18 protein-coding genes, 1 tRNA gene and 1 pseudogene are annotated in these 21,228 nt (G+C 57.5%); 5 read left to right on the top strand and 15 right to left on the bottom strand.

The features are described 5' to 3' along the window. Positions 1-2 precede the first annotated feature (2 nt). The 6 genes from QLG03_RS23850 to nagB all read right to left on the bottom strand — a co-directional run bounded on the left by QLG03_RS23850 (position 3) and on the right by nagB (position 6,422). A tRNA-Met gene (locus tag QLG03_RS23850) sits at positions 3-76 on the bottom strand. A gap of 237 nt (positions 77-313) precedes the next feature. Beyond that, positions 314-1,978, bottom strand: a complete 1,665-nt coding sequence (gene asnB / locus QLG03_RS23845) for an asparagine synthase B (protein ID WP_004885914.1) — start codon at positions 1,976-1,978, stop codon at positions 314-316. Positions 1,979-2,257: 279 nt separating this feature from the next. Next, the gene (locus tag QLG03_RS23840; RefSeq protein ID WP_023288846.1) at positions 2,258-3,010 is read right to left on the bottom strand and encodes an HAD-IIA family hydrolase; all 753 of its coding nucleotides are present in this window, start codon (positions 3,008-3,010) and stop codon (positions 2,258-2,260) included. A 119-nt stretch (positions 3,011-3,129) separates the two neighbouring features. Further along, positions 3,130-4,350: an N-acetylglucosamine repressor gene (locus QLG03_RS23835; protein ID WP_032455136.1), complete on the bottom strand. Its 1,221-nt coding sequence runs from the start codon at positions 4,348-4,350 to the stop codon at positions 3,130-3,132. 8 nt (positions 4,351-4,358) lie between these two features. After that, the gene (gene nagA, locus QLG03_RS23830) at positions 4,359-5,507 is read right to left on the bottom strand and encodes an N-acetylglucosamine-6-phosphate deacetylase (protein WP_032455137.1); all 1,149 of its coding nucleotides are present in this window, start codon (positions 5,505-5,507) and stop codon (positions 4,359-4,361) included. A gap of 114 nt (positions 5,508-5,621) precedes the next feature. After that, complete coding sequence (gene nagB / locus QLG03_RS23825) at positions 5,622-6,422, bottom strand: glucosamine-6-phosphate deaminase (protein WP_012542446.1); 801 nt, start codon at positions 6,420-6,422, stop codon at positions 5,622-5,624. 316 nt (positions 6,423-6,738) lie between these two features. Between nagB and nagE the strand changes: the two genes are divergently transcribed. Both nagE and glnS read left to right on the top strand, forming a co-directional pair. Beyond that, the gene (gene nagE, locus QLG03_RS23820) at positions 6,739-8,694 is read left to right on the top strand and encodes a PTS N-acetyl glucosamine transporter subunit IIABC (RefSeq protein ID WP_023288849.1); all 1,956 of its coding nucleotides are present in this window, start codon (positions 6,739-6,741) and stop codon (positions 8,692-8,694) included. 178 nt (positions 8,695-8,872) lie between these two features. Beyond that, positions 8,873-10,540 (top strand): glutamine--tRNA ligase, encoded by a 1,668-nt coding sequence (gene glnS, locus QLG03_RS23815; RefSeq protein ID WP_004885933.1) that lies wholly within the window; start codon positions 8,873-8,875, stop codon positions 10,538-10,540. A 54-nt stretch (positions 10,541-10,594) separates the two neighbouring features. Here the strand turns inward: glnS and QLG03_RS23810 are convergent. After that, positions 10,595-10,903 (bottom strand): annotated as a pseudogene (locus QLG03_RS23810) (methionine synthase). Positions 10,904-10,979: 76 nt separating this feature from the next. On the opposite strand from QLG03_RS23810, the gene chiP reads away from it, so the two are divergent. Together chiP and chiQ are read left to right on the top strand one after the other, a co-directional pair. Continuing rightward, positions 10,980-12,383: a chitoporin gene (gene chiP, locus QLG03_RS23805; protein WP_023288850.1), complete on the top strand. Its 1,404-nt coding sequence runs from the start codon at positions 10,980-10,982 to the stop codon at positions 12,381-12,383. Between the two features lie 47 nt (positions 12,384-12,430). Further along, complete coding sequence (chiQ, locus tag QLG03_RS23800; protein WP_023288851.1) at positions 12,431-12,763, top strand: ChiQ/YbfN family lipoprotein; 333 nt, start codon at positions 12,431-12,433, stop codon at positions 12,761-12,763. 51 nt (positions 12,764-12,814) lie between these two features. On the opposite strand, the gene QLG03_RS23795 is transcribed toward chiQ, so the two are convergent. The 8 genes from QLG03_RS23795 to ybfF form a co-directional block, all read right to left on the bottom strand. Further along, entirely contained in the window at positions 12,815-14,110 is a 1,296-nt protein-coding gene (locus QLG03_RS23795; RefSeq protein WP_255988250.1) for an MFS transporter, read from the bottom strand. 54 nt (positions 14,111-14,164) lie between these two features. Beyond that, complete coding sequence (tcuB, locus tag QLG03_RS23790) at positions 14,165-15,304, bottom strand: tricarballylate utilization 4Fe-4S protein TcuB (protein ID WP_023288853.1); 1,140 nt, start codon at positions 15,302-15,304, stop codon at positions 14,165-14,167. Next, the gene (gene tcuA, locus QLG03_RS23785; RefSeq protein ID WP_255988247.1) at positions 15,291-16,694 is read right to left on the bottom strand and encodes an FAD-dependent tricarballylate dehydrogenase TcuA; all 1,404 of its coding nucleotides are present in this window, start codon (positions 16,692-16,694) and stop codon (positions 15,291-15,293) included. Before tcuA ends, tcuB begins: the two co-directional genes overlap by 14 nt. Positions 16,695-16,791: 97 nt before the next feature. Then, positions 16,792-17,718, bottom strand: coding sequence for a tricarballylate utilization LysR family transcriptional regulator TcuR (tcuR, locus tag QLG03_RS23780; protein ID WP_065804704.1), 927 nt, complete (start codon positions 17,716-17,718; stop codon positions 16,792-16,794). Between the two features lie 127 nt (positions 17,719-17,845). After that, positions 17,846-18,298: a ferric iron uptake transcriptional regulator gene (gene fur / locus QLG03_RS23775; RefSeq protein WP_004885952.1), complete on the bottom strand. Its 453-nt coding sequence runs from the start codon at positions 18,296-18,298 to the stop codon at positions 17,846-17,848. A 291-nt stretch (positions 18,299-18,589) separates the two neighbouring features. Continuing rightward, the gene (gene fldA / locus QLG03_RS23770; protein WP_002894765.1) at positions 18,590-19,120 is read right to left on the bottom strand and encodes a flavodoxin FldA; all 531 of its coding nucleotides are present in this window, start codon (positions 19,118-19,120) and stop codon (positions 18,590-18,592) included. A gap of 151 nt (positions 19,121-19,271) precedes the next feature. Beyond that, positions 19,272-19,565, bottom strand: coding sequence for a LexA regulated protein (ybfE, locus tag QLG03_RS23765; protein ID WP_002894767.1), 294 nt, complete (start codon positions 19,563-19,565; stop codon positions 19,272-19,274). A 133-nt stretch (positions 19,566-19,698) separates the two neighbouring features. Continuing rightward, positions 19,699-20,472 carry an esterase gene (ybfF, locus tag QLG03_RS23760; protein ID WP_255988245.1) on the bottom strand — a complete coding sequence of 258 codons (774 nt, stop codon included), beginning with the start codon at positions 20,470-20,472 and terminating at the stop codon, positions 19,699-19,701. A gap of 183 nt (positions 20,473-20,655) precedes the next feature. On the opposite strand from ybfF, the gene seqA reads away from it, so the two are divergent. Then, positions 20,656-21,204: a replication initiation negative regulator SeqA gene (seqA, locus tag QLG03_RS23755; protein WP_032428668.1), complete on the top strand. Its 549-nt coding sequence runs from the start codon at positions 20,656-20,658 to the stop codon at positions 21,202-21,204. Positions 21,205-21,228: the final 24 nt, after the last annotated feature.

Below are 21,228 nucleotides of genomic sequence, written 5' to 3'. Positions count from 1 at the left end.
GGTGGCTACGACGGGATTCGAACCTGTGACCCCATCATTATGAGTGATGTGCTCTAACCAGCTGAGCTACGTAGCCATCTTTTTTTCGCGTAACCTTATCGGCGTTGCGGGGCGCATTATGCGTATTGGGCCTGCGAGCGTCAACCTCTTTTTCAAGGAAAATCGTTGTAATGTGACTGTTTGGTTAGGTTGCGAACAGCTCGCTGCAATAATCGGCAATTATTGGTTATTTATCGTTTTTCAGCGGCATAAATCCCGCAAAAAGAAAACGGACCCCGGAGGGTCCGTTTCGCGTTTCATCGCCTGTCAGGGCTTATTTATAGGCCGACTGGTGGACGCCCACCGCGCGGCCTGACGGATCGTTCATGGTTTTGAACGCTTCATCCCATTCAATGGCTTTGGCAGAAGAGCAGGCCACCGACGGACCGCCAGGGACACACTCCGCCGCGCTTGGCAGCGGGAACAGCTCTTCGAAGATCTCGCGGTACAGATAGCCTTCTTTGGAGGTCGGCGTGTTGTACGGGAAGCGGAAGCTTGCGGTTTCCAGCTGCTGGTCGCTGATCTGTTTCGCGGCCACTTCTTTCAGCGTATCGATCCAGCTATAGCCGACGCCGTCAGAGAATTGCTCCTTCTGACGCCACGCCACGCTGGCCGGCAGATAGGATTCAAAGCATTCGCGCAGCACGTGTTTTTCCATTTTACCGTTGCCGCACATCTTATCCTGCGGGTTGATGCGCATCGCCACGTCGAGGAACTTCTTATCGAGGAACGGCACGCGGGCTTCCACGCCCCAGGCGGACATCGCTTTGTTGGCGCGAGCGCAGTCAAACATATGCAGCGCCTGCAGCTTACGCACCGTCTCTTCGTGCAGTTCTTTGGCGTTCGGCGCCTTATGGAAGTAGAGGTAGCCGCCGAACACTTCGTCCGAGCCTTCGCCGGAAAGCACCATTTTGATGCCCATGGCTTTAATTTTACGTGACATCAGGTACATCGGCGTCGAAGCGCGAATGGTGGTCACATCGTAGGTTTCGATGTGATAGATAACGTCGCGGATCGCATCCAGCCCTTCCTGAACGGTAAAGTGAATTTCATGGTGCACGGTGCCGAGGTGGTTAGCCACTTCCTGCGCCGCTTTCAGGTCGGGAGAGCCTTCCAGACCGACCGCGAAGGAGTGCAGCTGCGGCCACCAGGCTTCGCTACGCTCCTGATCTTCGACGCGACGGGCGGCGAATTTCTTGGTGATGGCGGAGATGACCGAAGAATCAAGGCCGCCGGAGAGCAGCACGCCGTAGGGCACGTCGGACATCAGGTGGCTTTTCACCGACTCTTCCAGCGCCTGACGCAGTTCGTTCTTATCGGTAACGTTGTCTTTTACCGCGTCGTAATCGAACCAGTCGCGCTGATAGTACTGGCGAATTTCACCGTCTTTGCTCCACAGGTAGCTTCCCGCCGGGAACTCTTTAATGGTGCGGCACACCGGCACCAGGGCTTTCATTTCTGAGGCGACGTAGAAGTTGCCGTGTTCGTCATGGCCCATATACAGCGGAATAATACCGATATGGTCGCGACCAATTAAGTACGCGTCTTTTTCGCTGTCGTACAGGGCGAAGGCGAACATCCCCTGCAGGTCGTCGAGGAACGCCGGGCCTTTTTCCTGATACAGCGCGAGGATCACTTCGCAGTCAGAGCCGGTCTGGAACTGATAGCGATCGCCATATTCCGCGCGCAGCGCCTGATGGTTGTAGATTTCGCCGTTAACGGCCAGCGCATGGGTTTTTTCGGCGTTGTACAGCGGCTGGGCGCCGGCGTTGACGTCGACAATCGACAGGCGCTCGTGCGCCAGAATCGCTTTGTCGCTGGCATACACGCCAGACCAGTCCGGACCGCGATGGCGCATCAGGCGGGAAAGCTCCAGCGCCTTTTTACGCAGCTCGCCTGCGTCAGTTTTAATATCCAGTACGCCAAAAATAGAACACATAGCCTTCTCCATTACCCTGTCGTGTTTGATGTTGTGCTGGCTTCGTCTCGTGGCGAAGCCTGAATGCGTGCTTAAGAAAATGCCGTAAAGGGGGAGCCGGCGCAAGGGTTTTACGGCCGGAAAAAGAAAAAACGCAACTGCGATTGTTGAATAGTAAAAAAAGAGTATCTTTTGAACGGCTTTATTGAAGAATACGCAATTATAAGCCGTTTTTATTAGATGGGGGGGCTTTTAGCCGGCGTCAGAAATGAACAACCACGTCCTGAGACGTGGCTGGCATTAGAAAATATCGATTTCCGCGACGGAAGGGTAGATCCACGACGGGCGGAACGGCATGCTGTCGATGTCGTCGAGGGTCGAGACGCCGGAGAGCACCAGAATGGTCTCCAGCCCCGCCTGGAAGCCGGCCAGAATGTCGGTGCGCAGATTGTCGCCGACGATCACCGTCTGTTCGGAGTGGGCCTGCATTTTGTTCAGCGCTGAGCGGATGATCCACGGGCTGGGTTTACCGACGTAAAACGGCTTACGGCCGGAGATCTTCTCGATCCCGGCGCACAGGGCGCCGCAGGCCGGGTAGAAGCCGCGACCGTGAGTATCCGGGTTGGTGGCAATGAAGCGGGCGCCATTGGCGACAAAGAAGGCCGCCTTATGCATCATCTCCCAGTTAAAGGAGCGGGTTTCCCCGACGATGACAAAATCCGGGTTGACATCGGTAATGGTAAAGCCGGCTTTATACAGCTCGTGGATCAGCGCCCCTTCACCCACCACATAGGCTTTCTTGCCTTCCTGGCGGCGCAGAAAATCGGCCGTCGCCATCGCCGAGGTGTAAAAGGCGCTATCCGGCACCTCAATCCCGGCGGTGGCGAAACGGTTCGCCAGATCCTGGCCGGTTTGCGACGGGTAGTTGGTCAGCATCACCAGCGGCATGCCTTTATCGAGGATGCGCTTGATAAACTCGGCAGCGCCGGGAACGGCGACGTTATCGTGCATCAGCACGCCGTCAATATCACAAATTATGTTTTGAATGGTCATGGTGGGTCCAGAATCATTAACAAAGACGAAACTATACGCGTCATCGATGCGGTTTCACACCTCTGACGGGCGATGCCCGCCAGTGACAGAGCGACGCGCTTATCTGTAAAGGGGGGCGATTAGCTCTCAAGCAAGCGCTGCAGCAGCGTGCCATTGAGCATGGCGCGTTTGACCAGCGCGAAGGCGCCAATCGCTGAGCGATGATCGAGGGTGGAGCGCACCACCGGCAGGTTCTTACGAAACGCCTTCAGCGCCTGGGCGTTAATGCAGCCCTCAATGGCCGGGAGCAGCACTTTCTCGGCTTCCACAATTTCGCCGGCGACGACGATTTTTTGCGGATTGAACAGGTTGATGGCGATGGCGATCGTTTTTCCGAGGTGACGCCCTACGTACTCGATCACCTCGCAGGCCAGGGCATCGCCCTTGTTGGCCGCTTTGCAGATGGTTTTGATCGTGCAGTCATCGAGGGTCAGGCGGCTCTGGTAGCCCTGGTCCAGCAGATGGCGAACGCGATGTTCGATGGCGGCGTTCGCCGCGACGGTCTCCAGGCAGCCGAAGTTGCCGCAGTGGCAGCGTTCGCCCAGCGGATCGACCTGAATATGGCCAATTTCGCCCACGTTGCCGTTACGGCCAATAAAAATGCGTCCGTTGGAGATGATCCCCGCCCCGGTGCCGCGGTGCACGCGCACCAGAATGGAGTCTTCGCAGTCCTGGCTTGCGCCAAAATAGTGCTCGGCCAGCGCCAGACTGCGGATATCGTGCCCGACAAAGCAGGTAACGTTGAAGCGTTTTTCCAGTGCCCCGACCAGGCCCCAGTTTTCCACCGCAATGTGCGGCATATAGCGGATCACGCCGCTTTCTGGATCCACCAGCCCCGGCAGGATCACCGAGATGGCGATCAGCTCGCGAATTTTGCGCTGACAGTTTTCGATAAAAGTGGCGATGATATTCAGCAGGGCGTGTTCCAGCGTTTCCTGGGTGCGCTCGGGCAGCGGGAAATGCTCCTCCTCCAGGGTCTTGCTGCTTAAATCATAGAGGGTCAGGGTGGCGTCATAGCGGCCAAGGCGCACGCCAATGGCGTTGAAGTTACGCGTCTCCGCAATGATGGAGATGGCGCGGCGCCCCCCGGTGGAGGCCTGCTGATCGACTTCTTTGATCAGGCCGCGCTCAATAAGCTGACGCGTGATTTTGGTCACGCTGGCAGGGGCAAGCTGGCTTTGTTCCGCGATCTGAATGCGCGAGATAGGCCCATGCTGGTCAATCAGGCGGTACACGGCCGCGCTGTTCAGTTGTTTTACGAGGTCAACGTTACCAATTTGAGCTTGTCCGCCTGCTGTCATACTTTTACTTACTCAGTGACGACCTCGTTACCATTAACGATGGTCTTGGTGATTTTATAATCGCGTGTAAAGGCGGTCAGGTTAGCGACCATACCCGGCGCAATGCTGCCGAGCTGCTTGTCCACACCAATGGCGCGCGCGGGATAGAGCGTCGCCATCCGCAATACTTCGTCCAGCGCCACACCGCAATGCTCAACCAGATTACGCACCCCTTCAATCATGGTCAGGGAAGATCCGCTGAGGGTGCCGTTTTCATCTACGCACAGCCCGTTGCGGTAGTATATTGTTTTCCCGGCAAAAATGAACTGGTCAATATTCGCCCCCGCCGGCGCGGTGGCGTCGGTGACCAGGCACAGTTTGTCGCCTTTCAGGCGCTTGGCGTTGCGCACGTTGGCGTAATCGACGTGCATCCCGTCGACAATAATACCGCAGTAGACATCCGGCTCGTCAAAAATCGCCCCGGCCAGACCCGGTTCGCGGCCGGTAATGTACGGCATCGCATTATACAGGTGGGTGGCGAAGGTAATGCCCGCGCGGAAGCCCACTTTCGCCTCTTTCAGCGTGGCGTTGGAGTGGCCCGCGGAGACGACGATCCCGGCGGCGACCAGTTTGCGGATCACTTCCGGCTCGACGCGCTCAGGGGCGAGGGTCACTTTGGTGATCACATCGGCGTTGTCGCACAGGAAATCGACCAGCGCCGCGTCCGGTTTACGCACGTAGTCGGGATTGTGGGTGCCTTTCTTAACGATATTCAGCCACGGTCCTTCAAGATGCAGACCCAGCGCCTGGTTCGGGTGCTTTTGCAGGTATTCGCGCATCACGCGGACGCCTTGCTTCATCAGATCGTCGCTGGAGGTAATCAGCGTCGGCAGGAAGCTGGTGCAGCCTGAGCGTTCGTTGGCCTTCTGCATGATCTCCAGCGTTTCGACAGTGACCGCGTCAGGGCTGTCGTTAAACTGCACGCCGCCGCAGCCGTTGAGCTGGACGTCGATAAAACCGGGGGCGAGGATTGCGCCGTTGACTGAGCGCTGCTCGATGTCAGACGGCAAATCTGCCAGCGGACAAAGACGTTCGATAAGGCCATTAGCGATAACAACCGCATGGTCATCGAGAATTTCATGACCGGTATAAACCCGGCCCTGGGTTAATGCATACATTACGACCCCCGGTATATACGCCTCATCAGGCCCGGGAACGTTCGTTTGCCGCCGGCCTGATGATGCATACAAAGAAAAAGATGGTCCCGCGCAAAGTCGCGGGACGCGACTACATTACAGACCTTTAATATTTTCAGCTTCTAATTCGTTGAAATATTTCAGCGTCTTCACTTTCAGCTCCATGGTGGACGGTTCGTCGCAGACGATCACCGCCTTCGGATGCAGCTGCAGACAGGTAATGGTCCACATGTGGTTGACGTTACCTTCAACTGCCGCCTGCAGCGCCAGCGCTTTCTGATGGCCCAGCACCAGAATCATGACTTCTTCTGCATCCAGCAGGGTGCCTACGCCGACGGTCAGCGCATATTTCGGCACCAGATCCACGTCGCCGTCAAAGAAGCGGGAGTTCGCCACACGGGTGTCATGGGTCAGGGTCTTAATACGGGTGCGGGACGCCAGAGAAGAGGCCGGTTCGTTGAACGCGATGTGGCCATCGTTGCCCACGCCGCCCATAAACAGGTGGATTTTACCGTAGGAACGAATTTTTTCTTCATAGCGACGGCATTCCGCATCGATGTCCGGCGCGTTACCATTCAGCAGGTTGATATTTTCTGCCGGAATATCAACGTGGTCAAAGAAATTACGGTGCATGAAGCTATGATAGCTTTCCGGATGCTCTTTCGGCAGGCCAACGTATTCATCCATGTTGAAGGTGACAACGTGCTTGAAGCTAACCTGGCCTGCTTTATGCATTTCAACCAGCGCCTTGTAGGCGGTGAGCGGGGTGCCGCCGGTCGGCAGACCCAGCACGAACGGACGGTCCGCGGTTGGTTTGAATGCATTAATGCGGTTCACGATATGGCGGGCAGCCCATTTACCGACCTGCTCAGCGGTTACCAGGGGGATCAGTCTCATTCTTCACCTCTATAGTTAAAAGTAGAATCTGGCGGATTGGCGCCAGCACTCTGAGGAGAGTATTGCAGCAACTGCGCCGACCGGGGTCAATCCGTGTTGATTTTTTGAATGATAAAATAAGTTTTCGATGTTAGCCAGTCTAAGGGAGGGGGGAATACGATATTTGGTGATAATTATCACAAAAAATACCCTTTTAATTTGCGATACGAATTAATTTTTCACACACTTTGCCGGTAAGTGATAAAACCGACCTTGTTACACAATAAAAAAGTGGCTTTGAAAATGAGCCTCATCGGGGTCTCATAGGGGGAATAAGATGAATATTTTAGGTTTCTTTCAGCGACTGGGTAGGGCGTTACAGCTCCCTATCGCAGTGCTGCCGGTCGCGGCATTGCTGCTGCGTTTCGGGCAACCAGACCTGTTGAATGTACCCTTCATCGCGCAAGCGGGTGGGGCTATCTTCGACAACCTGGCGCTGATCTTTGCTATCGGTGTGGCGTCAAGCTGGTCCAAGGATAACGCCGGTTCTGCGGCGCTGGCCGGGGCAGTAGGTTATTTCGTGATGACCAAAGCGATGGTCACCATCAATCCGGAAATCAACATGGGCGTACTGGCCGGTATCATTACCGGTCTGGTAGCAGGGGCGGTGTACAATCGCTGGGCCGGCATCAAGCTGCCGGACTTCCTGAGCTTCTTCGGCGGCAAACGCTTCGTGCCGATCGCCACCGGCTTCTTCTGTTTGATCCTCGCGGCGCTCTTCGGCTACGTCTGGCCGCCGGTGCAGCACGCTATCCATGCGGGCGGCGAGTGGATCGTTTCCGCAGGGGCGCTGGGTTCCGGTATCTTCGGCTTTATCAACCGTCTGCTGATCCCGACCGGTCTGCATCAGGTGCTGAACACCATCGCCTGGTTCCAGATTGGTGAGTTCACGAACGCCGCAGGCGCCGTGTTCCACGGCGACATCAACCGCTTCTACGCCGGCGACGGCACCGCGGGGATGTTTATGTCCGGCTTCTTCCCGATCATGATGTTTGGTCTGCCGGGCGCGGCGCTGGCGATGTATCTGGCCGCTCCGAAAGCGCGTCGTCCGATGGTGGGCGGTATGCTGCTGTCTGTTGCCATCACCGCGTTCCTGACCGGGGTAACCGAGCCGCTGGAATTCCTGTTCATGTTCCTGGCTCCGCTGCTGTACCTCCTGCACGCGGTACTGACCGGTATCAGCCTGTTCATCGCAACGGCGCTGGGCATTCATGCGGGCTTCTCCTTCTCCGCAGGCGCTATTGACTACGTGCTGATGTACAGCCTGCCGGCCGCCAGCAAAAACGTCTGGATGCTGCTGGTGATGGGCGTGGTGTTCTTCTTCGTCTACTTCCTGCTGTTCAGCGCGGTGATCCGCATGTTCAACCTGAAAACGCCGGGTCGTGAAGACAAAGCCGCTGACGTGGTAACGGAAGAAGCGAACAGCAACACTGAAGAAGGCCTGACCCAGCTGGCGACCAGCTATATCGCCGCGGTGGGCGGAACGGACAACCTGAAAGCGATTGACGCCTGTATCACCCGTCTGCGCCTGACCGTGGGCGATTCGGCGAAAGTCAACGACGCCGCCTGTAAACGTCTCGGCGCGTCCGGGGTGGTGAAACTGAATAAGCAAACCATCCAGGTTATCGTCGGCGCGAAGGCAGAGTCTATCGGCGATGAGATGAAAAAAGTGGTGACCCGCGGCCCGGTAGCGGCAGCGGCAGCCGCGCCGGCTGGCAACGTCGCCACCGCAGCGCCCGCGGCTAAACCGCAGGCGGTAGCGAACGCGAAGACCGTTGAGTCGCTGGTTTCGCCGATTACCGGTGACGTGGTGGCCCTCGAACAGGTGCCGGACGAAGCCTTCGCCAGCAAAGCCGTCGGCGACGGTATCGCGGTGAAACCGACCAGCAACATCGTGGTGGCCCCGGCCGCCGGTACCGTGGTGAAAATTTTCAATACTAACCACGCGTTCTGCCTCGAAACCAACAACGGTGCGGAAATCGTTGTCCACATGGGTATCGACACCGTGGCGCTGGAAGGCAAGGGCTTCAAACGTCTGGTTGAAGAGGGCGCGGACGTGAAGGCGGGCGAGCCGATTCTGGAAATGGATCTGGACTTCCTCAACGCCAACGCGCGCTCGATGATTAGCCCGGTGGTCTGCAGCAACAGCGATGACTACAGCGCGCTGGTGATACTGGCGAGCGGTAAGGTCGTTGCCGGCCAGACGCCGCTGTATGAGATTAAAGGCAAGTAAGGCTCCTGAGTCGAGTTTATGCCTCAGCGGCGAAGGGAAACCTTCGCCGCTTTTTTTTGCAGCAATCGGCCCCATAATCCTCTTCTGATACCTATTTTACGTAACTAATAGTTGTCACTACGCCCTGCTTGTAAGATCATGTGCCGTTATACGTTGTTTACGCTTTGAGGAACCCGTGATGAGTGAGGCAGAAGCCCGCCCGACTAACTTTATCCGTCAGATCATTGATGAAGATCTGGCTACCGGTAAGCACACCACCGTTCACACCCGCTTCCCGCCGGAGCCGAACGGTTATCTGCACATTGGCCATGCGAAATCCATCTGCCTGAACTTCGGCATCGCCCAGGATTATCAGGGCCAATGCAACCTGCGTTTCGATGACACCAACCCGGTGAAAGAAGATATCGAATACGTGGAGTCGATTAAAAACGACGTGCAGTGGTTAGGTTTCCACTGGTCCGGGGACGTTTGCTACTCGTCTGACTACTTTGATCAGCTGCATCAGTATGCGGTTGAGCTGATCAACAAAGGCCTGGCCTATGTTGATGAACTCTCTCCTGATGAAATTCGTGAATATCGCGGCACCCTGAAAGCGCCGGGTAAGAACAGCCCGTATCGCGACCGCAGCGTGGAAGAAAACCTGGCGCTGTTCGAAAAAATGCGCAGCGGCGGCTTCGAAGAGGGCAAGGCCTGCCTGCGCGCGAAGATCGATATGGCGTCGCCGTTCATCGTGATGCGCGATCCGGTGCTGTACCGCATTAAATTCGCTGAGCATCATCAGACCGGCAACAAGTGGTGCATCTACCCGATGTACGACTTCACCCACTGCATCAGCGATGCGCTGGAAGGCATTACCCACTCGCTGTGTACCCTGGAGTTCCAGGACAACCGTCGTCTGTACGACTGGGTGCTGGACAACATCAGCATCCCGGTTCACCCGCGCCAGTACGAATTCTCGCGCCTGAATCTTGAATACACCGTGATGTCCAAGCGTAAGCTGAACCAGCTGGTGACCGAGAAGCACGTGGAAGGTTGGGACGATCCGCGTATGCCGACCATCTCCGGTCTGCGTCGTCGCGGCTACACCGCCGAATCCATCCGCGAATTCTGCAAGCGCATCGGCGTGACCAAGCAGGACAACACCATTGAGATGGCGTCGCTGGAGTCCTGCATTCGCGAAGATCTCAACGAAAACGCGCCGCGCGCGATGGCGGTGATCGATCCGGTGAAACTGGTTATCGAGAACTACCCGCAGGGCGAAAGCGAAATGGTGGCGATGCCGAACCATCCGAACAAGCCGGAGATGGGCAGCCGCGAAGTGCCGTTCAGCGCGGAAATCTGGATCGACCGCGCGGACTTCCGTGAAGAAGCCAACAAGCAGTACAAGCGTCTGGTGCTGGGCAAAGAAGTGCGTCTGCGCAACGCCTACGTCATCAAAGCGGAACGCGTGGAGAAAGATGCCGAAGGCAATATCACCACTATCTTCTGCACCTACGATGCCGACACCCTGAGTAAAGATCCGGCTGACGGCCGCAAGGTCAAAGGCGTGATCCACTGGGTGAGCGCGGCGCATGCGCTGCCGGTAGAGATCCGTCTCTACGATCGCCTGTTCAGCGTACCAAACCCGGGCGCAGCGGAGGATTTCCTCGCGGTGATCAATCCGGAATCGCTGGTGATCAAACAGGGTTACGCGGAGCCGAGCCTGGCGCAGGCGGAAGCCGGTAAAGCTTACCAGTTTGAGCGTGAAGGTTACTTCTGCCTCGACAGCCGCTATGCAACCGCAACCAGTCTGGTGTTTAACCGCACCGTCGGTCTGCGCGATACCTGGGCGAAAGCGGGCGAATAACCGTTTCCCTACCGTCAAAGCGCCGCACTCTGCGGCGCTTTTTTTGTTTCAGAATCAGCCAATTACTCTTTTTATTTTCGCGAAGCGAATTAATTCTGTTTCAAACCGGAAATAAATAACGCTTCTGATATTTTCTGTCTCATACAAAAAACCAATGTAATCGCTTTCAGGTTTTGCGTTTTTCCCTGATTTTGCAATGACTTCCATGACAAAATCATCAGAGATAAGACTGTAACAAAACGACATAAATTATGTGCGCTTTGTCATAATCTTAAGCTTTGCCTCACGAAAAACATTGATAATTCGCGTCACGAAAAATAGTCTATCTACAGTGGTTTCGCGGCCTTTTTCACCGCCCCACATTTTGCAGTGTTATTTATTTTTTTTAGCGAATGACCCCCTGGTCTTCGCCTTTTAAAACGTCAAAGAGGATATGCACATGCGTACGTTTAGTGGCAAACGTAGTACGCTGGCGCTGGCTATTGCCGCCGTCACCGCGATGTCGGGCTGGGTTGTGATTCCGCAGGCCAGCGCAGCAGGCTTTATCGATGATTCTACTTTAACCGGCGGTATCTATTACTGGCAGCGTGAGCGTGACCGTAAAGATGTGACCGACGGCGACAAATACAAAACCAACCTTTCCCACTCCACCTGGAACGCCAACCTGGACTTCCAGTCCGGCTATGCCGCCGATATGTTTGGCCTTGATATTGCGGCGTTTACCGCGATTGAAATGGCGGAGAACGGCGACAGCGGCCACCCGAACGAAATCGCCTTCTCGTCGCGTAACAAAGCCTATGACGAAGACTACTCCGGCGATAAGAGCGGCATCAGCCTGTATAAAGCCGCTGCGAAATTCAAATACGGTCCGGCGTGGGCGCGCGCGGGCTACATCCAGCCAACCGGTCAGACCCTGCTGGCGCCGCACTGGAGCTTTATGCCGGGTACCTATCAGGGGGCGGAAGCCGGGGCCAACTTCGACTATGGCACCGCGGGCGCGTTAAGTTTCTCCTACATGTGGACGAACGAGTATAAAGCGCCATGGCATATCGAGATGGATGATTTCTACCAGAACGATAAGAAGACTAAAGTCGATTATCTCCACTCCGTCGGCGCCAAATATGATTTCAAAAACGACCTGGTGCTGGAGGCGGCATTTGGTCAGGCTCAGGGCTATATCGATCAGTACTTTGCTAAAGCCAGCTACAAGTTTGACGTCGCCGGCGCGCCGTTGAGCACCAGCTACCAGTTCTACGGCACTCGCGATAAGGTCAGCAACGGCGGGGTCAACGACATCTATGACGGCACCGCATGGCTGCAGGCGTTAACCTTTGGCTATAAAGTGGCGGATGTGCTGGATCTGCGTCTGGAAGGGACCTGGGTGAAGGCCGATGGCCAGCAGGGCTACTTCCTGCAGCGTATGACCCCGACCTACGCCTCCTCCAACGGTCGTCTCGATATCTGGTGGGATAACCGTTCCGACTTCAACGCCAACGGCGAAAAAGCGGTCTTCTTCGGCGCGATGTATGACATGAAAAACTGGGATATGCCGGGCTGGGCGTTTGGCGCGTCTTATGTGTACGCCTGGGATGCGAAGCCGGGCAAAATGTCCTCCCCGGACGCCTACTATGACGCTGATTACCGTCTGAAAGAGTCGGCCTACAGCCTGGATGCGCTGTATACCGTGCAGGAAGGCCGGGCGAAGGGCACGCTGTTTAAACTGCACTTTACCCAGTACGACAACCATTCCGATATTCCGAGCTGGAGCGGCGGCTACGGCAACATCTTCCAGGATGAGCGCGACGTGAAGTTCATGGTTATCGCCCCGTTCACAATTTTCTGATGCCTGCGCGGCGGGCGTGAGCCTGCCGCACCTCTGGGAGAACGACAATGAAAAAAATGCTGCTTATTGCCATGATGGCATCGGCTCTGGTGGCCTGCACCACGTCGCCGGCACCGAAAGAAGACACCAAACTGAAAGATGCCTATAGCGCCTGTATTAATACGGCGGAAGGCAATCCGGACAAAATTGAAGCCTGCCAGAGCGTACTGAATGTCCTGAAAGAGGATAAACAGCACCAGCAGTTTGCTAACCAGGAGAGCGTCCGGGTACTGGATTATCAGCAGTGTATCCAGGCTACCCGTACCGGTAACGATCAGGCGGTGAAAGCGCGCTGCGACCAGATCTGGAAAGAGATCCGCAGCAATAACACCACCCATTAAGCCAGACGGCAGCGGCAAACGGGCGGAGTCTATCTCCGCCCGTTTGTTTTTTTAGCGCTGACTCTCCGCCGGCTGATAGCCGCGACTCAGGCGCACGAACAGCAGCGCGGTGGCGATGAACCCGCACAGCGCAGCGCACATCAGCCACCATCCCGGCGCGCTTTTATCGCCGGTAAGCTCGACCAGGGCAGTGGAGATAGCCGGCGTCAGGCCGCCGAAGATGGCGGTGGCGAGGCTGAAGGCCAGCGAAAAGCCCACGGTGCGGACATAAACCGGCATCACTTCGGTGAGCGCCGCCACCATCGCGCCGTTATACATGCCAAAGAAGAAGGAAAACCACAACAGGACCAGCGTCATACGGGTGAAATCCGGCGCGGCGGTGAGCCAGTGCATCACCGGCCAGGTGGTGAGCAGCGCCAGCACGGTAATCCCCATCAGCACCGGGCGACGACCGATCCGATCGGAGATCGCGCCGCCAATCGGTAACCAGATAAAATTGGAGATGCCCACCAGCATGGTGACCAGCAGGCTGTCGTGGGCGCTGAGGTGTAGCACTGCTCTGCCGTAGGTTGGCGTATAGACGGTAATAAAGTAGAAAGTGGTGGTGGTCATCGCTACCAGCAGCGTCCCCGCGGTAATAATGCGCCAGTTTCTGGCGATGGTGGTCAGGATCTCTTTGGTATCCGGGCGATGTTTACGCTGCAGGAATTCCTCGGTCTCCTGCAGCGAGCGGCGCAGCACGAAAATCAGCGGAATGATCATACAGCCAATAAAAAAGGGAATGCGCCAGCCCCAGGCGGCAATCTCCTCATGTTCCAGCGTGGCGTTCAGCGCATAGCCGATCAGCGCCGCCATGATGATAGCCACCTGCTGGCTGGCGGACTGCCAGCTGGTATAGAAGCCTTTATTGCCCGGCGTAGCGATTTCAGAGAGATAGACCGACACTCCGCCAAGCTCGACGCCCGCCGAGAACCCCTGCAGCAGACGGCCCACTAACACGAGGATCGGCGCCAGCACGCCGATAGTCTGATAGCCAGGGACCAGGGCGATGAGTAGCGTCCCGCAGCCCATGATCGCCAGGGTGACCATCAGCCCTTTGCGGCGACCGATTCTGTCGATATAAGCGCCGAGCACCACCGCGCCGATAGGACGCATCAGGAAGCCCGAGCCAAATACCGCAAAGGTGAGCATCAGCGCCGCGAACTCGCTCTCCGCCGGAAAGAAGGTGCGGGCGATATAGGTGGCGTAAAAGCCAAACAGGAAGAAGTCGAACTGTTCGAGAAAATTACCGCTGGTCACGCGGAGGATAGCGCCGACGGTGCCGGCGCGGGTGGGTTGTTGGGTCATAGGGGGTGATCTCCATTGTCTTTATCTTGTTGTTATCGGGTGCAGAGGGGCAGGTCAGTCGCCGGCGACGCCCGCCTGTTTTCCGCGGCGTTTCTCAATCGCCCACTTGAGTAACGCCGCACAGCGATAAAATCCGTGGGCAAATTTTCCATACGGCAGGGTTAAGAACAGGGCCATCACCACCCCGAGGTGGATGGCGAGCAGGACGCCCATCCACGAAGTATCCCGCCCCGCCAGCAGCGCCAGGCCGGTGAAGCTGGTCAGCAGCAGCAGCAGAATAAATCCGCGATCCATCGGTTTCTGCCGCGCGTCGCCGTGCAGCGGCGAGCGGCGCAGGTTCAGCCACAGCAGGCCCGCCGGGCCGACCAGCAGGCCGATGCCGCCGAGGGTGCCGAGCAGCACCGGCAGGCTGAAGAACGGGTAGGGGGCTTCCTGGCCGGCGATATAGTGATAGCCCGTGGCCACCACGGTGGCGGCGAAGCAGAGCATAAAGCCGTAGAAGGTGCAGTGGTGGAAACGGCGGCGCAGCAGGGTGAAGGCGTCATCGGCTTCGTTGCAGCCTTTCCCGTGGCCGCCGTCGAGATATTTCAGCGTCAGCGCATCATGGGATGCCTTCGCAATATCAATCGGTTGCGGCTGGCCCGGGGAGATCTCGCGCCAGAAGCGGATCACCCCGCTCATCAGTAAGCCAATCGCCAGCACAAAGACCGAACCAAACATCCACGCCAGCAGGTTATGGGGGAATATCTGGTAGAAGTCGCCCGCCAGCGGCGGATGGCGCAGCGAGCCTTTGAGCCCCATCGCCAGCAGCAGAAAGACAATCAGGCCGCCGACCAGCGCCAGCACGGTGGTCATGCCGGCCCGACGGTACAGGCTGCCAAAGGCGGCGGGCTGGGCGTAGTGTTGATAGGTCTCGAGCCGGACTTCGGCCATCGCCTTCGGCACGTTAATGGCGAACTCGTGCGGCGGCGCATACTGGCAGGCATGCAGGCAAGCGCCGCAGTTATGGCACAGGTTAGCCAGATAGTTGATATCCGCCTTGCCAAAGGCCAGGCGCTGGGTCATCGCCGGGAACACGGCGCAAAACCCTTCGCAGTAGCGGCAGGCGTTACACACCTGCATCACCCGTTCGACTTCCGCCTCCGGTTCGGTGATGATCTGCGCGTCAATGATCAGCTTTTCAAGCGACTTCATGGTGTTTCTCCTGCTGCGCCGCCCGGGCGGCTTGCTGGCCGGCGATGCGGCCGAAGGTGGTGCCGATCGACATCCCGACGCCGGCGGTGTAGCCCTTGCCCAGCACGTTGCCGGCCATCATTTCCCCGGCGACGAACAGATTACGACTGGGTTGACCGGCGAAATGGACGGCGGCGGTGTCGTCGACGTAGAGCCCGAGGTAGGTGAAGGTGATCCCCGGACGCAGGGCGTAGCCGTAGTAAGGCGGCGTATCGATGGGGCGCGCCCAGTGGGTTTTCGCCGGCGTGAGGCCAGAGGTCGCGCAGTTATCCAGGCGGGTGTGATCGAACTGGCCCGGCGCGCAGGCGGCATTATAGTCGGCGATGGTTTGCGCTAAGCGTTCGCCGTCCAGCCCCAGCTGGCGGGCCAGTTCCGCGATGGTATTGGCCTGAGCGCCGGTAAAGACGGGGGGCATAAAGTGGCCGATGGCTTTGCTGTCGATGATCGAGTAGCCGATCTGTCCAGGCTGGTGGGCGACCAGTCGGCCCCAGATGGCGTAGCGTTTAGGCCAGAAATCTTCCCCCTCATCATAAAAGCGCACGGCATCGCGGTTGACCACCACCCCCAGCGAAACGCAGTCGACGCGGGTGCAGATCCCGCCGTCATAGAGCGGCGCCCGGGCGTCAATGGCGACGCAGTGGGACTGGGAAGGATCGCCGATGATATCGGCCCCGGCGTCGATCATAAACTTGAGCAGCACCCCCTGGTTGAAGCGCGTGCCGCGGATGAGAAAGTTATCGGCGGGCCATTCGCCGCGGTCATTTTGCCCCCAGGCCTCGCGCAGCCACTCGCGGTTGGATTCAAATCCGCCGGCGGCGAGGACGCAGCTTCTCGCGACAATCCGTTCCTCGCCCGCCAGCGCGGCGACAAATTCACCGTTGCGCAGTTCCAGAGCCTGCACCGGCGTGTTGTAGCGGATCTGCACCCCCATCCGCTCTGCGCTGCGGTAATAGGCATTGACCAGCGCTTTGCCGCCGCCCATAAAAAAGGCGTTGGTGCGGGCCACGTGCAGGGCGCCGGAGAGCGGCGGCTGAAAGTTAACCCCGTGCTGACGCATCCAGTCCCGGCACTGTGACGAGGTGCGGATCACCAGCCGGGCCAGCGCTTCGTTGGTGTTCCCTTCGGTGACGCGCAGCAGATCCTGCCAGTACTCCTCTTCCGGATAGCTGTCGACCAGCACGTCCTGCGGCGCATCGTGCATACAGCGCAGGTTACGCGTGTGCTGCGAGTTGCCGCCTCGCCACTCCCGCGGCGCCGCCTCCAGCAGCAGCACCGAGGCGCCGGCTTCCCGGGCGGTTAAGGCGGCGCATAGCGCGGCATTGCCGCCGCCAATGACCAGTACATCCACCATTATCGGCTCCCTTACAATTTAATTAATTGTTAAATTTGTAATGGGAATGTAGGCGGTAACGACGGCGGGGCGCTATGGCGTAACGCTAAAGAGGGGTTTAGTTAACGTAAAGAGTGGCGCCTGGCCAGCGATCGGACTCCACCAGCTGGCGCATGACTTTGCTTAGTATGACCCGTGCCGCAAGGCCTGCCGGGGTGAGCTCATCATCCGACAGGCTGACCAGAAAGTTGGGGCGGCTGAGGACCGGATTAGCGATGCCGATCACCCTCAGCGCCTGATGGTCGAGGTGGGAAATAGCGGCCCCGGGCTGCAGAGTGGCGCCCAGTCCGCTGCGCACGGCCTGCATCAGCAGGGCCAGACCGTCAATGTCCGCCACCACCTCAACGCTGAGGCTGTGCTGCTGGCAAACCGCCTCCAGCCTGCCGCGCAGGCCGTGGCCCTGGCTTGGCATAATCAGCGGCAGGGTGGTGAGCTGGTCAGGGGAAACAGGGTCATCCGGCAGCGAGGCCAACAGCGCATGGGTGCCGATCAGAAACAGGCGCTCTTCGAGCACCGGTCTGGCGCTCCAGCGCAGGATCTTCTCCTGCTGGAAGACGATGGCTAAATCCAGCTGGCGGGTGTTGATCATCCGCTCCAGATTCCCGGAGAGGCTTTCCACCAGGTGCAGGCGGACGTCGGGGTAGCTCTCGCGCATCGCGTTGATGAACGGTACGCCAAGAACGGAGGCGGTGCTGGGGGCCATGCCGACGCTGACGTGGCCCGACAGCCGCGCCTCGCGGGCGGCGAGGATGGCATCATCGGCATGACGCAGCGCCAGCTGCGCCTGTGAGTAGAAAGCGAGGCCCGCGCTGGTGGGCGTCACGCCGCGAGAGGTTCGCTGCAGGAGGCGAATGGCCAGCTCATTTTCCAGACGCGCGATCTGCTGGCTGAGCGCCGAGACGCCGATATTCAGATCGAGCGCGGCGCGGCCCATGCTGCCGGTTTCAACAATGCGCGTAAAATAGCGTAGCTGGCGAAGTTCCATATCAACTCTCCGGACAAAGCGGGGACTCGCGAGGGTCGCCGCCGGGACGTGAGCGGGAAGCGCGGCAGAAGCGCCCATAAAAAAGCCAACCGGCTGGTTGGCTTTTCAGAGCAGGCGAAGCAGGGAATTACTTTTCCACTGCGTCGTGGGCGTGTTCGTCCTCGCGGCAATCACCTTCCGCACAGTGACCGTACAGATACAGACTGTGGTTGGTCAGGCGGATGCCGTGACGGGAAGCGATTTCACGCTGGCGCGCTTCGATAGAGTCATCACTGAATTCGATCACTTTGCCGCAGTCGAGGCAGATCAGGTGATCGTGGTGATGCTGCTGGGTCAGTTCGAAAACGGATTTACCGCCTTCAAAATTATGACGAGTCACGATACCGGCGTCATCAAACTGGTTGAGGACGCGGTAAACGGTCGCCAGACCAATCTCTTCGCCCATGTCGATCAGGCGTTTATATAAGTCTTCCGCACTGACATGATGGTTATCCGGTTCCTGCAGCACTTCAAGGATTTTCAGTCGAGGAAGTGTGACTTTCAGGCCAGCCTTCTTTAATGCGGTATTGTTGTCAGTCATGCGGAATCTGTCCTGTTGCTAAACGATCTACTTCCTTCAACGGAAGTCATACAGAAATTAACCCGACGTAATGCGTCTCATTATAGAACTGCCACTGGTAAATGAAAACTGCAAGCATCGGGCCTGGTTTGCTGTCAAAAACGAGGCACCAGCTACAAACTGCGTCACGTGCCTCGTAGAATCAGAGGACATTGTACAGATATGTGATTAAAAGTTAAAAACTTGTAGCTATTAGTTTGATTGCTTTTGTCTATTAATACGACGCAACTCAACGATTGCGCCGCTTAATTATCAGGCGTTTTTGATTTCTTCGAGGTGCAGCTCTTCAGCCACCTGCTTCACCCACTTCTCAACGCGCTCGTTGGTCAGTTCCGGCTGACGGTCTTCATCAATGGCGAGGCCGACGAAGTGGTCGTCATCCGCCAGGCCTTTGGAGGCCTCGAAGTGATAGCCGGCAGTCGGCCAGTGGCCAACGATGGTCGCGCCGCGCGGCTCAATGATGTCGCGGATGGTGCCCAGCGCATCGCAGAAGTACTCTGCGTAGTCTTCCTGGTCGCCGCAGCCGAACAGCGCCACCAGCTTGCCGTTAAAGTCGATCTCTTCCAGCGTCGGGAAGAAGTCGTCCCAGTCACACTGGGCTTCACCGTAGTACCAGGTCGGGATGCCGAGCAGCAGGATGTCGTGGGCTTCCAGATCTTCTTTGCTGCTTTTGGCAATGTCGTGAACATCAGCAACATCTTTACCAAGCTGCTTTTGAATCATTTTTGCAATATTTTCGGTGTTGCCGGTGTCGCTGCCAAAAAAGATGCCGATGATTGCCATGAGTAAAATAACCTCTTGAAACTTAAATGATGTGGTAGGGACGCGATGCCCACAGATAACGGCAATCATAGCAGAACAGGCAAGGACGCGGAAACAGCAATCACGCCCGACTGCACACTCTGCTACATGAATGCGGATTTTTCGCGGAAAGTTAGACTTTTCCCTGGCTGCGCAGGGCGGTTAATTGCGTCATCAGCATCTCTTCGATGAGATCGCTGCGGCTCATATTACGCGCTTCCGCCAGTTCGTTAAGCGCATCGACCGCGTCGGCGTTGAGCTTTAGCTCCACGCGCTTCAGCCCGCGCACTTTATCGCGTTTCAGCTGATTACGTTTGTTGATGCGCAGTTGTTCATCGCGCGACAGCGGATTGGTTTTTGGTCTTCCCGGGCGACGCTCGTTTGCGAACAAATCTAATGTCGTACGGTCCGTTTGTTCTTTTGCCATGATTCTGAGTGACTTCGGGGAAACAAGCTGCCGGGCTCTAGCCGGCGCAGATAGCGCGCCATCATACATCAGGCGAACGGCTGCGCCAACGACCGCGGGCATTCTGCGGCGCGGTCGGGCATATTTTAGCCAATCAGGCGCCAATGCTCGTGAGATAACGGCGGATCGCGCGCAACACCGCTTCGGGTTTCTCGGCATGGACCCAGTGTCCGGCGCCGGCGATGACGTGGGCCCGGGCCTGCGGGAACTGGGCCAGCAGCGCGTCGCGGTAGGCGTCGGTCACGTAGGGTGAGTTGCCGCCGGGAATAAACTGCGTCGGGTGCGGCCAGGCCGGGATGGTTTCCCAGCCGACGATATGCGGGTACTGGTCCCACAGCACCGGGACGTTGAAGCGCCAGTCGCCGTCGACGAAAGATTTCAGCAGGAACTGAATCACCCCCTCTTCCTGCAGATGCTCGCGCATCACCTGCGCCGCCTGCTGGCGGGTGCTGGCGGCGGATTCGCTGACGGCGCGGATAGCGGCGAAGATCTCATCATGGCGGCGAACATGATAATCCACCGGGGCGATATCGATCGCCACCAGACCGTTGATGCGCTCCGGCGCCAGGGCGGTCAGCGCCATCACCGCTTTGCCGCCCATCGAATGGCCGATAAAGGTGGCGCGCTCAATCTGGTGCGCGTCGAGCGTATCGAGCAGATCCTGCGCCATCGCGGGGTAGGTCATCTCTGCCGACCGCGGCGACAAACCGTGGTTGCGCATATCGACCTGCAGAATATCGTGGTCGGCGACCAGGTCGCGGGCGAGGATGCCCAGGTTGTCCAGGCTGCCAAACAGACCGTGGACCAGCACGATCGGGGAGTGGTTGTGCGGATTCTGTGCAGATTGCGCTCGGCTATTTAATTTCATGGCAAAGTTCTTTTTTTCGCTCCGTCGGGTTAGGGTATTATGTTGGACATTCTGCCATCCGGCTGCAAGACCCAGAAGTTTTCTGAGTTTTACCGCCATCCTGGTTTGACGCTATCCGCGGTTGGGATTTGTACTTATAATCCCAACGATTTGTATTCAGAAAAGATATCGCACTGGATTAAGATGAAAACAATTGAAGTTGATGATGAACTCTATCGCTATATTGCCAGCCACACTCTGCATATCGGCGAGAGCGCATCCGACATTTTACGGCGCATGCTGAAATTTTCCGCCGTTTCCCAACCGGCTACACAGGTCAGCAAAGCCGCGCCGGCGCTGGCGCCCGCGCCTGCCGTTGAGGTGAAACCCGCTAACCCGGCGAAAGATAAAGTCCGCGCCATGCGCGAGATGCTGTTATCTGATGAATACGCCGAGCAGAAGCGCGCGGTGAACCGTTTTATGCTGGTGTTGACGACCCTCTACTCCCTGGACAGTAAAGCATTTGCCGAGGCGACCGAGTCTCTGCATGGCCGCACGCGCGTCTACTTCGCGGAAGATGCGCGTACGCTGCTGAAAAGCGGTAATCAGACCAAACCGAAACAGGTTCCTGGTACACCGTGGTGGGTGATCACCAATACCAATACCGGCCGTAAATGCAGCATGATTGAGCACATCATGCAGTCGATGCAGTTCCCTGCGGAGCTGATTGAAAAGGTTTGCGGCACGATCTAGCTTTTTAACATTTGCACCAGAAGG

The sequence above is a fragment of the Klebsiella sp. V115_8 genome, assembly GCF_029967715.1.
Taxonomy (GTDB): domain Bacteria; phylum Pseudomonadota; class Gammaproteobacteria; order Enterobacterales; family Enterobacteriaceae; genus Klebsiella; species Klebsiella quasipneumoniae.
The sequence above is the reverse complement of the archived record's forward strand: the minus strand, read 5'-3'. Positions and strand labels throughout refer to the sequence as shown.

Excerpts from the sequence above, each read along its gene's own strand:
- asnB (WP_004885914.1), bottom strand. The coding sequence starts at position 1,978 with ATGTGTTCTATTTTTGGCGTACTGGATATTAAAACTGACGCAGGCGAG.
- nagB (WP_012542446.1), bottom strand. The coding sequence starts at position 6,422 with ATGAGACTGATCCCCCTGGTAACCGCTGAGCAGGTCGGTAAATGGGCT.
- seqA (WP_032428668.1), top strand. The coding sequence starts at position 20,656 with ATGAAAACAATTGAAGTTGATGATGAACTCTATCGCTATATTGCCAGC.
- ybfF (WP_255988245.1), bottom strand. The coding sequence starts at position 20,472 with ATGAAATTAAATAGCCGAGCGCAATCTGCACAGAATCCGCACAACCAC.
- glnS (WP_004885933.1), top strand. The coding sequence starts at position 8,873 with ATGAGTGAGGCAGAAGCCCGCCCGACTAACTTTATCCGTCAGATCATT.
- QLG03_RS23840 (WP_023288846.1), bottom strand. The coding sequence starts at position 3,010 with ATGACCATTCAAAACATAATTTGTGATATTGACGGCGTGCTGATGCAC.
- chiQ (WP_023288851.1), top strand. The coding sequence starts at position 12,431 with ATGAAAAAAATGCTGCTTATTGCCATGATGGCATCGGCTCTGGTGGCC.
- nagE (WP_023288849.1), top strand. The coding sequence starts at position 6,739 with ATGAATATTTTAGGTTTCTTTCAGCGACTGGGTAGGGCGTTACAGCTC.
- tcuA (WP_255988247.1), bottom strand. The coding sequence starts at position 16,694 with ATGGTGGATGTACTGGTCATTGGCGGCGGCAATGCCGCGCTATGCGCC.
- chiP (WP_023288850.1), top strand. The coding sequence starts at position 10,980 with ATGCGTACGTTTAGTGGCAAACGTAGTACGCTGGCGCTGGCTATTGCC.
- fur (WP_004885952.1), bottom strand. The coding sequence starts at position 18,298 with ATGACTGACAACAATACCGCATTAAAGAAGGCTGGCCTGAAAGTCACA.
- QLG03_RS23835 (WP_032455136.1), bottom strand. The coding sequence starts at position 4,350 with ATGACAGCAGGCGGACAAGCTCAAATTGGTAACGTTGACCTCGTAAAA.
- tcuR (WP_065804704.1), bottom strand. The coding sequence starts at position 17,718 with ATGGAACTTCGCCAGCTACGCTATTTTACGCGCATTGTTGAAACCGGC.
- QLG03_RS23795 (WP_255988250.1), bottom strand. The coding sequence starts at position 14,110 with ATGACCCAACAACCCACCCGCGCCGGCACCGTCGGCGCTATCCTCCGC.
- fldA (WP_002894765.1), bottom strand. The coding sequence starts at position 19,120 with ATGGCAATCATCGGCATCTTTTTTGGCAGCGACACCGGCAACACCGAA.
- nagA (WP_032455137.1), bottom strand. The coding sequence starts at position 5,507 with ATGTATGCATTAACCCAGGGCCGGGTTTATACCGGTCATGAAATTCTC.
- ybfE (WP_002894767.1), bottom strand. The coding sequence starts at position 19,565 with ATGGCAAAAGAACAAACGGACCGTACGACATTAGATTTGTTCGCAAAC.
- tcuB (WP_023288853.1), bottom strand. The coding sequence starts at position 15,304 with ATGAAGTCGCTTGAAAAGCTGATCATTGACGCGCAGATCATCACCGAA.